Annotated in this window: 11 protein-coding genes; 2 read left to right on the forward strand and 9 right to left on the reverse strand. The window is 37.7% G+C overall.

The window, feature by feature from the left end; translation table 11 throughout:
* Positions 1-9: 9 nt before the first annotated feature.
* The 7 genes from FIT63_RS05775 to FIT63_RS05805 all read right to left on the reverse strand — a co-directional run bounded on the left by FIT63_RS05775 (position 10) and on the right by FIT63_RS05805 (position 7,761).
* Entirely contained in the window at positions 10-1,365 is a 1,356-nt protein-coding gene (locus FIT63_RS05775; RefSeq protein ID WP_140006956.1) for an NAD(P)(+) transhydrogenase (Re/Si-specific) subunit beta, read from the reverse strand.
* Between the two features lie 3 nt (positions 1,366-1,368).
* Entirely contained in the window at positions 1,369-1,677 is a 309-nt protein-coding gene (locus FIT63_RS05780) for a proton-translocating transhydrogenase family protein (protein WP_028818049.1), read from the reverse strand.
* Positions 1,677-2,819, reverse strand: coding sequence for a Re/Si-specific NAD(P)(+) transhydrogenase subunit alpha (locus tag FIT63_RS05785; protein WP_140006957.1), 1,143 nt, complete (start codon positions 2,817-2,819; stop codon positions 1,677-1,679). Before FIT63_RS05785 ends, FIT63_RS05780 begins: the two co-directional genes overlap by 1 nt.
* A 23-nt stretch (positions 2,820-2,842) precedes the next feature.
* Positions 2,843-4,150: an NAD(P)/FAD-dependent oxidoreductase gene (locus tag FIT63_RS05790; RefSeq protein WP_140005690.1), complete on the reverse strand. Its 1,308-nt coding sequence runs from the start codon at positions 4,148-4,150 to the stop codon at positions 2,843-2,845.
* 94 nt (positions 4,151-4,244) lie between these two features.
* Complete coding sequence (locus tag FIT63_RS05795; RefSeq protein ID WP_420886451.1) at positions 4,245-4,715, reverse strand: c-type cytochrome; 471 nt, start codon at positions 4,713-4,715, stop codon at positions 4,245-4,247.
* Between the two features lie 179 nt (positions 4,716-4,894).
* Positions 4,895-5,767: a quinoprotein dehydrogenase-associated putative ABC transporter substrate-binding protein gene (locus tag FIT63_RS05800; RefSeq protein WP_140006959.1), complete on the reverse strand. Its 873-nt coding sequence runs from the start codon at positions 5,765-5,767 to the stop codon at positions 4,895-4,897.
* A gap of 116 nt (positions 5,768-5,883) precedes the next feature.
* Entirely contained in the window at positions 5,884-7,761 is a 1,878-nt protein-coding gene (locus tag FIT63_RS05805) for a methanol/ethanol family PQQ-dependent dehydrogenase (RefSeq protein ID WP_140006960.1), read from the reverse strand.
* Between the two features lie 285 nt (positions 7,762-8,046).
* Between FIT63_RS05805 and pip the strand changes: the two genes are divergently transcribed.
* Both pip and FIT63_RS05815 read left to right on the forward strand, forming a co-directional pair.
* Positions 8,047-9,012 carry a prolyl aminopeptidase gene (pip, locus tag FIT63_RS05810; protein ID WP_140006961.1) on the forward strand — a complete coding sequence of 322 codons (966 nt, stop codon included), beginning with the start codon at positions 8,047-8,049 and terminating at the stop codon, positions 9,010-9,012.
* A complete protein-coding gene (locus FIT63_RS05815; RefSeq protein WP_140006962.1) occupies positions 9,012-10,250 on the forward strand; it encodes a YhjD/YihY/BrkB family envelope integrity protein in 1,239 nt (412 codons plus the stop codon). Before pip ends, FIT63_RS05815 begins: the two co-directional genes overlap by 1 nt.
* Here the strand turns inward: FIT63_RS05815 and FIT63_RS05820 are convergent.
* Both FIT63_RS05820 and FIT63_RS05825 read right to left on the reverse strand, forming a co-directional pair.
* A complete protein-coding gene (locus FIT63_RS05820) occupies positions 10,247-11,830 on the reverse strand; it encodes a tetratricopeptide repeat protein (protein ID WP_140006963.1) in 1,584 nt (527 codons plus the stop codon). The genes FIT63_RS05815 and FIT63_RS05820 overlap by 4 nt on opposite strands.
* An 11-nt stretch (positions 11,831-11,841) precedes the next feature.
* On the reverse strand, positions 11,842-12,360 hold the full coding sequence (locus FIT63_RS05825; RefSeq protein ID WP_046488828.1) for a TIGR00645 family protein: 519 nt from the start codon (positions 12,358-12,360) through the stop codon (positions 11,842-11,844).
* Positions 12,361-12,377 lie beyond the last annotated feature (17 nt).

The following is a 12,377-nucleotide window of genomic DNA, read 5'->3' on the forward strand; positions in this document are numbered from 1 at the left end:
CTTACAGGCTTAATCTATTGCTTTAACAATGTCATCAGTAACTTTTTTTGCGTCTCCAAATACCATTATAGTTTTATCTAAATAAAATAATTCATTATCCAGTCCTGCATAACCTGGAGACATCGAACGTTTATTTACAATGATAGTCTTCGCTTTATATGCTTCTAGAATAGGCATGCCATAAATAGGACTTCCAGGTTTTTTAGCTTGCGGATTAACGACATCATTCGCTCCAATCACCAGGACAACATCTGTTTCAGCAAACTCATTATTAATATCTTCCATTTCGACAATCATCTCGTAAGGAACATCTGCTTCGGCCAAAAGCACATTCATGTGCCCAGGCATTCTCCCTGCAACTGGATGGATTGCGTATTTAACCTTAATACCTTTACTGATAAGTTTTACAGTTAATTCTTGTAAGGCATGCTGAGCTCTTGCTACAGCTAAGCCATACCCAGGCACAATAATTACTGAATCTGCATTCGATAATAAAAATGCAACATCCTCAACCGAGCCTGATTTTGATATTTTTTGACTTTGAGAAGCATCGTCTACTGCAGCAGTGTCTGACCCAAAACCTCCTAATAACACAGAAACAATAGAACGATTCATTGCTTTACACATGATATAAGAAAGAATTGCACCTGAAGCGCCCACACACGCGCCTGCAATGATTAAAACAGAGTTGTTAAGAGAAAACCCGATGCCTGCGGCAGCCCATCCTGAATAACTATTCAGCATCGACACTACAACCGGCATATCTGCACCACCGATTGGAATAATAAGGGTTACTCCAAGTGCGAATGCAATAAAGCACATCAAAAGAAATATTGAGGTATTGTGTGTACTATAAAAAAAGATTCCTGCTGAAATCATTGCAATAAATAAAAATAGATTTAAAAGATGCTGACCTTTAAATTGAATCATTTTTGCACTGAATTTTCCAGAAAGCTTTCCAAATGCAACGACTGAAGCTGAAAACGTAATAGCGCCAATAAAAGCGCCAATACATAATTCAACTCTCTGAGCATCGCTATGAACATCGCTTGTATTAAAAACTGCTGCAATTGCAATAAGCACCGCTGCTAAACCTACAAAGGAATGCATTAAAGCCACAAGCTCAGGCATGCTCGTCATTTCAACTTTTTTGGCTGCAAAAATTCCAATCAAAGCACCAATCAATATTGCAATACCTACCATAGGAACAATTAAGTTATGCCCAATATTAAATGTAGTTAAAATTGCAACTGCCATTCCAATCATACCGAGTGTATTTCCTAATCTCGATGTTTTAGGTGAAGAGAGTCCTTTAAGAGAAAAGATAAATAGTACTGCTGAAAATAAATATAATAATGAAGCCATGATTTAATCTTTGTTGGTACGTTCTTTCTTTTTAAACATATCTAACATTCTTTTTGTCACCATAAAACCCCCAAAAATGTTCACTGACGTAAGTAATATCGCAGTGAATGCTAATACACTCGTTAAATTAATTTCATGATCATTGATAGGGACTGCCTGTAAAATTGCACCTACAATCACAATGCCAGAAATAGCATTGGTTACAGACATAAGAGGTGTATGTAAAGCAGGTGTGACATTCCACACAACGTGATAGCCCACAAATATAGCTAATACAAAAATTGAAATATTTTGGATGGTCATTAAATCCATTATGAGTTTACCTTTCTTTCATTAAATAGCTTACCTTCACGAGTCATTAACGATGCGCCCAGTAATTCATCATCATAATTAATCTCTAACTTTCCATCGGTATTGATTAATAATTTTAAAAATTCATATACATTCTTTGCAAAAAGCACTGATGCATCATGGCTCACTAAACTTGGAAGATTTGTATAGCCCACAATAGTAACGCCTTTATGTTCAATGACTTGATCTGCTTGAGTTAATGGGCAATTTCCACAACCGCCTTGTCCTGTTCCTGCAGCAAGGTCAATAATGACGGAACCTTGCTTCATACCCTCTACAGTATCCTTAGAAATGAGCTCTGGGGGAAACATGCCAGGGATAAGTGCAGATGTAATGACAATATCTGCTTTCATTGCATGTTCTGATACAACAATTGCCTGTCTTTTTAACCATGCCGCAGGCATTTTTTGAGCATACCCACCTTGTCCTGATGCAATATTTTTTTCTTCTTCTGTTTCAAATGGAACATCGACAAATTTTGCACCTAGTGATTCGATTTGTTCTTTCACTGCAGGCCTCACATCAGAGGCTTCCACAATAGCGCCTAATCTTTTTGCGGTTGCAATCGCTTGAAGTCCAGCAACACCAGCACCTAAAACCAATACTCGGGCTGCTTTCACTGTGCCTGCTGCTGTCATAAGCATAGGCATAAATTTTTTATAAAATTGCGTAGCTAATAATATAGATTTATAACCAGAGATATTTGCTTGTGAAGATAAGACATCCATGCTTTGAGCTCTCGAGTTTCTTGGAAGTGCTTCGAGCGCAAAACATGTTAAGCCTTGATTGGCCATGATTTCTTTTAGTGGGTAATTAAAAGGCTCTAGTAAACCAATAATAATAGTGTCTTTTTTTAGAGATTTAATTTCGTCGTGACTTGGTGCGCGTACCTTAAGAATAATTTCTGTGTCGATGACCTTGCTCTTAGATTCAACGATTGCACCTTCATTTATAAAGGCCTGGTCTGAAATATGAGCATTTACTCCTGCATCTTTTTCAATTAACACTTGGCATTTCATTTGAATTAATTTTTTAACAATTTCAGGCGTGATAGCTACACGATTTTCTCCATCAACTATTTCTTTAAGAATACCAATTTTCATTTATGACTTCTTTTATAAATTAACTAATGAAGTTTTACTTGGGCTTCTGATCTACGCGTAATCATTCGAGCCAATGACTGCAATGCCATACTCGTAAATCCATGTAAGGCCATTAAATGCATTTTATAAAGTGATTGATACATCAATCGTGCAATTATACCTTCAATAAACATAGAATCTCCTATGAGAGAGCCCATTAAATTACCAACGGTTGAATATGTCCCCAGGTTGACAAGTGAGCCATAGTCTTTATAAACGTAGCGAGGTAAATGTGTTTTTCCTTTAACACGCAACTTCATACTTTTAAAAAGAAGATTTGCTTGTTGATGCGCAGCCTGCGCTCTTGGAGGAACATATTGATCAGTACCATCGATCGGACATGCAGCACAATCTCCAAAAGCAAAAATTGAATCATCCTTAGTTGTTTGTAATGAACTATTCACCATTAATTGATTGATACGATTAGTTTCTAACCCATCAATATTCTTTAAGAAATCTGGTGCCTTGACTCCTGCTGCCCAAACCACAAGGCCTGAAGAAATGATTTTTTTGGTGTGTGTCTTAATACCTTTTGCAGAAACTTCAGTCACACGCTCACCTAAATAAAGATGTACATTTAACTTACGTAATTCCAACGCTACAGAGTTAGATAATTTTTTTGGTAGCGCTGGAAGTAAGCGAGAACTTGCTTCAATGATAGATATTTTTATGTCACGATCAGGATTGACGCGATCAATACCGTATACAGTCATTTCGCGTGTGGCTTTATGAAGTTCTGCTGCAAGTTCAACGCCTGTAGCTCCTGCGCCTACAATCACCACTTCAAGCTGGCCTGGCTGAATCGATTTCTTTTGTGTTTGTGCTTTTAAAATAGCATGATGTAATTTTTGATGAAATACTTCGGCTTGCTCTTGTGTGTCTAATGCAATCGAGTGTTCTGCTGCACCTTTAATACCAAAATCGTTCGTAGTGCTGCCTACAGATATAACTAATGTGTCGTATTGAAAACTTCTTCTTGGAATAATTTCTTTACCATCTTCATCTATATAAGATGCGATCGATATTTCTTTCTTACGACGGTTGAGTCTATCCATACGGCCTAAGCGGAAACGAAAGTGATGCCAATGCGCTTGAGCCATGTATTCCAATTCATGCTTGTCAGGGTTCATACTCCCTGCAGCAATTTCATGAAGTAGGGGTTTCCATACATGCGTCTTCGTACAATCAATCAATGTGATTTCGGCTTTTTTATTTTTACCTAGTGTATCGCCTAATTTAGTTGCAAGCTCTAAGCCGCCAGCACCACCACCTACTATCACAATCTTATGCATTTCACTTCCTTAAATACAGACAAAAAAACCACTACTGCAATTATACAGGAGTGGTTTTTTATTATTTTCCAGAAACTATCTAGATGATTTCAAATTACTCGTTACCTGTAAGTCCTTTTCCTTGCGTACGAACCCAGGCAATAACCTTTAAAAGTTCATCTACCTTAAGTCCGTTTGTGGGATCCGTAGCATCCATAATACCTAAACCTTTTCCACCCATACCACCGTTTGTCCCATACCATAAAGTTTCAAACATACCTTTATTTGTTGCGTCTTTAGGATAGCGGAATGTAGGGCCTACGAGGCCCGGGCCTACTTGACCCTTTGCATCGCCACCATGGCACTGAGTGCATGAGTAAAGTCCGAAAAGCTTTTTACCTTTTGCTTCTGCTTCTGCATTACCAACATATGAATTTTTACCAGTAGCTAAAAATTCTTTTGCTGCCGGCGTATCAAAGAGCGCTGGGTCAAGTTTAAACGTGCTTCCATCTGTTGTTTTTACAAATGTAACATCAGCAGATGCCACGCCTACAATTGTCATCATAGAAACTAAAAGTGATGACATGAGTACTTTTTTTACTAACATAATTTCTCCTAAAAATTGCGTTACCCTGAAGGGCGTTCACTCTAAAATATAAATCCTACAAAGCTGTTTTATCTTCCAAAAATTCTAAGAAAACATATAATACTACTACTCATTTTTTGTTATAAAGTCACCCTTTTGGAGTGACTTTTTTTTGAACTTTACTTGCCTGTCTTGTCGCCCATCACTACTGGCACATGAGGGATGCCGTAATCATCTAAAATCTTCATAATTTTAGATTGGTTTCGATCAAGGGCACCTTGAATCATTTCCATTCGGTCTTTATCTTTCTTTCTTACTGCGAGAGAAACATTAAATTCTGATTTGCCTTTTTGAGTATCAAATGAATTTCTTTCAGATTTAAATTCAGGAAGTGGGACAATTACTAAAGGCTCCTTGGCGGCTTTTGCATAGTAGCCTCCTATAGGTCCCCATATAATAGCAACATCAATTTTCCCCGCGACTAAATCATCGATCATGTGACCTGGTGGTAAATTTAGATCTCTTTGTAATCGGTAAGGACGAGCATTCCCCATAAGATCATGATCGCGCAATGCAATGGTGGGTGGGCTTTCACCTACAATACCAATAATACCTTTTCTTAAATCTTCTGAATCCCAATCTTTAATATTGTAGTTACTTGATTTTCGATACACAAATACATAGCCGGAGCGATAATAAGGTTTGGAAGTGCGCAATGAATCGACATCTGATCCCATCCCAATAATCACATCACAGCGTTGCGCATTAATCGTGTTTCTTAAATAGCCCTGACGATCAAGCCAAAATTCATAACCCAGCTCCTTGCCTAGATCTTTTGCTAAAACTTCTGCAATTTTATTTTCAAAGCCCTCACCTTTTTGATTTGAGTAAGGTAAATTTTCTGGGTCAGCACATACTCTAAATTCTTTATCTACAGGGGTTCGATATGGCATGCCAGGTAAACCATCTTCACGCTCCTGTCCTGCAGCAAACGCATTCCCTACAAAAGCTATATTCATTACATATAAAAACATTATTATTTTTTTAAACATTTTTTTCCTTACAAGTTAAATATCATGGGCCCTATAAAAAAACACCCCACTCGAAAGTGGGGTGTTTATAGGACATACTAACTAACAGTTAGTTCTATAAAAAATCTTTCGATTAATTATAGGCTAAATACTGTTAAAGCACCGCCGCCAGGAGCAGCATTGTACTTAGTAAGTTCAGCATAACCACCAGCAGCGCCAAGAGCGTCTGTTGGGTTAGTTAAGCCAAGGTTCATTGCAACGCCAGCCCAACCACCGATGCCTGATAATACGCCAACGTGTTGTTTACCACCGTTTGTGTATGTGAATGCATTACCAATCACACCTGAACCAACTTGGAATTTCCAAAGTTCTTTACCTGTCTTAGCGTCAAGAGCTTTGAACCAACGATCAAGAGTTCCGTAGAACACTAAGTCTGAAGCAGTATTTAAAGAACCGCCCCAAGCTGAGAACTTCTCTTTGTTGTACCAAACTTTTTTGTTAGTCATTGGATCATAAGCGCCGAAGCCACCCATTACACCGTCTGGACCAGCAAACATAGTTAAAGTTGCACCAACCCATGGTTGACCTGCTACATACTTAGACTCAACTGGTTCGTATGTCATACATACGTGGTTAAGTGGTGAGTAGATAAGGCCAGTCTTAGGTGAGTAAGAAGCTGGTTGTTGATCTTTTGTACCCAATGCAGCTGGGCATACACCCTTAGCATTGTAGTCTTGGTGCGTAGAAGCTGTAGCTAACTTGTTAGGTACACCAGATTTCATGTCAACGTCAGTTGCCCAGTTAACAAATGGATGTACTTTTTCTGCAGCAACTAAAACGCCGTTGTCAGCTTGCCATGTATAAGCAAAACCGTTACGGTCATGGTGCCATGCGTATGTCTTGCCACCATTGTCAAATAAGATCACTTCGTTAATACCGTCGTAATCCCACTCGTCATGTGGTGTCATTTGCATACCCCAGCGTGCCATACCAGTGTTTAAGTCACGTGCGAAAACAGTCATAGACCATTTATTGTCGCCTGGACGTACATCTGGATTCCAAACTGATGGGTTACCTGTACCGTAGTACACTAAGTTTGTTTTTGGATCGTACGGATACCAACCCCATACAGAGCCTCCACCATGTTGCCAACCATCTTTAACTGCTTGTGGTTTCAACCATGTTTTAAGACCTAGATCTTTTTCGCCACCTTTTAACTTAGCAGTATCAATTTTCTTGAATGAACCGCCTTGTTTGTTACCACCATTAACGTCTTCATAGACTGATAATGCTGAGTAAAGTGGTGTGTCTTTGTTGAAGTCTTTGCCGATTAATACTTCAGCATCAGGACCTGTTGAGTATGCTTTCCAAGCTAATGAACCGTCTTTAAGGTTGTAAGCTGCCATAAAGCAACGTACACCAAATTCAGCACCAGAACAGCCTGTTAAGATTTTATCTTTAATTACGTGTGGAGCGTTTGTATTTGTAGCACCAACTTTTGGATCTACGTTTCTAACGTCCCAGATTTTTTTGCCGGTTTTAGCATCTAAAGCAACTACCATACCGTCATTTTGATTTAGGATAATTTTACCGTCACCGTAACCAAGACCACGGTTCACGTTATCGCAGCAAAGAACTGCTTGAACTGAAGGATCTTGTTTTGGGAAGTAAGACCAAACGATTTTTTGATTGTCGTTTAAGTCAAGCGCGTAAACGTTGTTTGGGAATGCTGTATGTACATACATCATGTTACCAACAACAATTGGAGAACCTTCGTGACCACGGTTTACACCGGTTGCGAATGTCCAAGCTGCTTTAAGGTTTTTTACGTTACCTTGGTTGATTTGAGATAATGTGCTGTAAGCTTGATTTGAGTAGTTACCGCGTGGTGCTGCCCAGTTATCAGCATTAGCCATTGCTTTTTCTTGATCAGCAGCTGCTGAAGCAATCATTGGCATTGCCACTGATAGACCAGCTACTAAACCAAGAGCTAACTTGATTTTGTTAATTTTCATATAAATCTCCATAGTTTTTACTAAGGGTTTTAAAAGAAGTAAACTCTCTTGTCACTTTAAAAATTTAAAGTGTTTCGCTTTAAAGACTTTTAAGGTGCTTCGAAGGCTTACTTTCAGCACAATTTGACTTGTGCTTGAATAGTAATATATGCCTCTTTTTTTTAAATTGCAACACTTTCGTTACAATTTGTTAACATTTTTTATGGCTTTTTTGACAAAAAACCTGTTTTCAGTAATTTTTGTTAAAATAGTCAATAAAATCAATAAGAAAGACAATTATTTCCTATGCCTAGTAACTCTTTATATACCTTATATCCGGAGATTTTACCCTATCATGCCACCTGGATAGATCGACCTCACGGACACAAAGTTTATGTCGAACTTTCAGGAAACCCTCATGGAAAACCAATTATTTTCCTTCATGGCGGGCCTGGTGGAGGCACTAATCCTAAACAGCGTCAGTTTTTTGATCCCAAACACTACCAAATCATTCTTTTTGATCAAAGAGGCTGTGGTCAAAGCAAACCTTTAGGTGAAGTCAATGGTAATACAACGGCAGACCTTATATCTGACATGGAAGCCATTCGAGAACATCTTCATATTAAACACTGGATTATTTTTGGTGGCTCCTGGGGCAGCGCTTTAGCGCTAGCTTACGCCAATCAATACCCACAAACTATCAAAGCACTTATATTGCGAGGCATTTTCTTAAGTCGCGAAACTGAACTTGATTGGTTTCTAAATGAGGTCAAAGCTTTTTTTCCAGAAGCGCATCAAACTCTTATTCATTACTTGCCCGAAGATAAACATGACGATCTTATAAAAAATTATAGTGCGCTTGTATTTTCAAACGATTTAAACATCAGCGGGCCGGCTTCCATTGCATGGAATCGATTCGAAGGCGGTCTTTTAAAATTACTCCCTCAAGCAGAAGAAAATAAGACGCTAACAGATGAAGATATACAAAATGAAATTGCGCGTGCGCGCGTTCAACTTCATTACATCAAAGATAAATGTTTTATTGATGGAAAGAAGATATTAGAAGAAGTTAAAAAATTAAAAGATATTCCTACAACGATCGTTCAGGGACGTTACGATATGGTATGTCCGCCGATCACGGCTTATGAGCTTCACCAACATATGCCTCATGCCGATTTTATTATGGTGCCTGATGCAGGACACTCTGCATCTGAGCCATCAATGACACATGAACTCATAAAAGCTACAAATAATTACAGAATATTATCGTGATGATAAAACTTCATCCTCTTTTTAAAAATCTTTATCAAAAAAAAGATGAGTCTCTTCCTATTTTCATGATGAAAGAAACATTGGCAGGATGTAAACGCCACAATGTGTTTGGTTTAACTGCGTCTCTTTCTTTTTTCTCTCTTTTTGCTTTAATACCAATGATTCTTCTCATTTTCTTTTTCTTGAGTCATTGGTTAGTCAATTCAGAATTTGCCTTAGGGAAATTAGCACTTCTCACGAGCAATCTTTTACCGCAAATTAGTAAAAAAATTATGCTTGAAGTCTTCAAGATATCAAGCCACACGAAAGCATGGGGCATCTTAGGCACCCTTATTCTATTATGGGCAGCAACGCCCCTTACCAGCTCGCTACGTGCTAGTCTGCTTATTATCTCAGCCACTGAAGAAAATCCATCATTCTTAAAAAGTAAGATTCGAGATATCGTCTCTATCATTGGGATTCTTTTTCTTTTCTTTCTTTTTACTCTGTCAGGGATGGTCATACAAAAAACCGCTGTCTTTTTTAGTGAGTATTTAAGTTTTTTTAATTCACAAATGATTTATTTTATAAGCTCATTTTCATTTGTTGTTTTATCACTCACACTTTTTAATCGATTTTTCTTTCCAATCAAGGTAGATGTAAAACATATTATTTTAGGTTCACTACTGACAGCATTCTTGTGGCTTATGCTCCGCTCAACGTTTGACATCTTTTTATCCTTAAGCCATTCATACGGAACCTTCTTTGGCGGGATGCGAAATCTTTTTATTTCCCTCATTTGGTTATATTTGAATATTGCTTCTTATTTAGTTGGGGTAGAACTGATGGCGACACTTCACAAAAAAGATATGTTGCTATTAAAAAAATTATTTGATGACTCCATTCCTCTTTCAAGCTCTTTCATTCATTATCTTGCTTCACGTTACGGAAAAATATACCGACAAAATGTAATGATTTTTGAGCAAGGTAATCGCGAACATAATGTATATTTTATTGTTCAAGGCTCAGTGGATTTAATTCAAGACGATCGAGTGATACGCTCTTTAAAGGCTCATGAATACTTTGGTGAAATGGCAGTCTTAAATGAAACGCCAACGATTGCTTCAGCGATGTCAACTTCTAACGAGTCTGAAATCATTGCAATTCCAAAAGTGCATCTTGAAATGATGTTGGCTGATGAGCCAAAAGTAGCGATGAAATTTTTAAGGAAAATGTCTTTGCGATTGCAGCAACGTTAAAAGTTAGCAGGTTTTAAATCAAAAGCAATACAAATTCTTTCTTCATTAGAGCTAAAAGGTATCGTTCGATGAAAAACGGAGGATGGGAAGAAGACAACATCCCCGACCTGCGGTAAGTATAGTTTTTTTTCAAAGTCATCATGCATTCTCGGATAATCATCACCATCGACACTTAATTCAATACCACCTTCGTCAGGATGTTTTTTTTGTTGCGGAATTGACAAATAAACAGCGCCGCTGATCCACCCCTCCTCATGAATATGTGATGCAAGATGTCCGCCTGTTTGCATTTTGACAAACCATGAACTACTAAACTCAATTATTTTTGGAAAAGCCTTAATAAACATGGAGTCTTCATGCTTATAGTGGTCATAGTATTTTTTAATGAGCAGTGTAATTTCTTGCGACAATCTTTTAAATGAAGGATCTTTGCGCTTAAAAAGATTGCCAGATGATTGAATACCATTGACTAAGCGACTTTGCATACGCTCAGAAATATCCGCTTTAGTAATATCACTTAAGAGAGATTGTAATAAGTTATCCTTAGGATCCTTTAATGCATCCACTTGGCCATGAAATACAAAATGGAGTGGATCTGGACAAAAATTGTAGCGATCTTTTTTATGAAAGTTTTTTGCATAATGTGTTGAAAGAGTGGCTAAAAGCGGTGAGGTATTTTTTTTACCTATCGCCACACTTAATTCTTTCTCGAAGATATCGAATTGTTTCGTCTTATATAGACAGTAAAGCGCTCGCTCTTCCCAGTCGTTTAATTGAGAGACTTTATAAAACTCATAAGCATCTTGAAATTTTTTATTGTCATGAAGAAATGTTGCAAGATTGTAGTTAGCGATTGGGTTTTCTGGGTTGATTGATATAGCTTCTCTTAACCAACGATTAGCTTCCACAATTTCACCTTGGTGCCATAATGCATCCCCGATGACTGAACAAACTTCAGCATCTTGCGGATTCTTCTCTAACGCTTTTCGGTAAGACTGGATAGCCTCTTCTAAATGCCCCTGATTACGATATGCATTGCCTAAATTAAAATGACCTCGGGCGTGATCTTGAATTTTGAGTGATTGCTTAAAAGACTTAATGGCTTCATCAAATTCACCTTGCACCAAATAGACAGTACCTAAACTGCCATGTGCCTCATAAAAGCCTGGCTCCAATTCAATCGCTTTTTTATAAGCGCCTAAAGCTTTTTCAAATTGTGATTGACTTTGATAAGCTATGCCAAGATTAAAATAAGCCACTACTAAATCGGGTTTAATCTGAATTGCTTTTTGATAATTTAGAATTGCACCTTCACTATCACCCATCTGATATAAGACAGAACCTAAATTAAATTGCATTTCTGCAAATTGTGGTTGAATCTTTAAAATATTACGATAGCTATCTGCGGCCTCTTTAAATTTTTTCTGTGCCTCTAAAGATACGCCTAGGACATTATGCAAAATTAGTTCTTTTGGAAAATCTTCTAATAAAGCTTTCGCTTTTTTTTCTGCTAAAGCAAATTGATTAGTTTGATGAAGTTGAATTAAATCATTAGCATCTGATGATTTGAATACCTTCATATCGATTTTGTTTAATGATGCGGTGTATCTTCTGCAATTTTATCCATAATCGCAAAAAGAACGCCTGAAACAATAAAGGTCAAATGTATACCCACCATCCATGCCATTTGCGTATTCGTTAAAATTTGGCCTGGTGTAGATGCATGCATAAAAGCTTTTAAAAGATCAATCGCTGAAATAGCTACAATCGAACCAATTAATTTAAGTTTTAACCCCGAGTAATCGACTTTGCCCATCCAATGAGGTTTATCTTCGTGGTTGTCCACATCAATTTTAGAGACAAAATTTTCATACCCACTAAAAATAACCATAATGAGAAGATTGGCCACAAGCGTCATGTCAACTAAAGCGAGTATAGATAAAACGATTTCTCGTTCTGGCGTGTCAACTACGGTCATAACTATGTGAAAAAATTCTTGCCCAAATTTTACAAACAAACATAAGAGACCACCCACTAAACCCAAGTACATAGGTGCTAGAATCCAGCGACTCTTGAATACGACTTTCTCTAGAATTTCTTCAATTTTCATGCAAGCTCCATTGGTTA

This window comes from Candidatus Methylopumilus planktonicus (assembly GCF_006364715.1).
Taxonomy (GTDB): Bacteria; Pseudomonadota; Gammaproteobacteria; order Burkholderiales; family Methylophilaceae; genus Methylopumilus; species Methylopumilus planktonicus_A.

Coding starts and splice junctions, on each gene's coding strand:
- FIT63_RS05775 (WP_140006956.1), bottom strand. CDS start 1,365: ATGGCTTCATTATTATATTTATTTTCAGCAGTACTATTTATCTTTTCT.
- FIT63_RS05780 (WP_028818049.1), bottom strand. CDS start 1,677: ATGGATTTAATGACCATCCAAAATATTTCAATTTTTGTATTAGCTATA.
- FIT63_RS05785 (WP_140006957.1), bottom strand. CDS start 2,819: ATGAAAATTGGTATTCTTAAAGAAATAGTTGATGGAGAAAATCGTGTA.
- FIT63_RS05790 (WP_140005690.1), bottom strand. CDS start 4,150: ATGCATAAGATTGTGATAGTAGGTGGTGGTGCTGGCGGCTTAGAGCTT.
- FIT63_RS05795 (WP_420886451.1), bottom strand. CDS start 4,715: ATGTCATCACTTTTAGTTTCTATGATGACAATTGTAGGCGTGGCATCT.
- FIT63_RS05800 (WP_140006959.1), bottom strand. CDS start 5,767: ATGTTTAAAAAAATAATAATGTTTTTATATGTAATGAATATAGCTTTT.
- FIT63_RS05805 (WP_140006960.1), bottom strand. CDS start 7,761: ATGAAAATTAACAAAATCAAGTTAGCTCTTGGTTTAGTAGCTGGTCTA.
- pip (WP_140006961.1), top strand. CDS start 8,047: ATGCCTAGTAACTCTTTATATACCTTATATCCGGAGATTTTACCCTAT.
- FIT63_RS05815 (WP_140006962.1), top strand. CDS start 9,012: ATGATAAAACTTCATCCTCTTTTTAAAAATCTTTATCAAAAAAAAGAT.
- FIT63_RS05820 (WP_140006963.1), bottom strand. CDS start 11,830: ATGAAGGTATTCAAATCATCAGATGCTAATGATTTAATTCAACTTCAT.
- FIT63_RS05825 (WP_046488828.1), bottom strand. CDS start 12,360: ATGAAAATTGAAGAAATTCTAGAGAAAGTCGTATTCAAGAGTCGCTGG.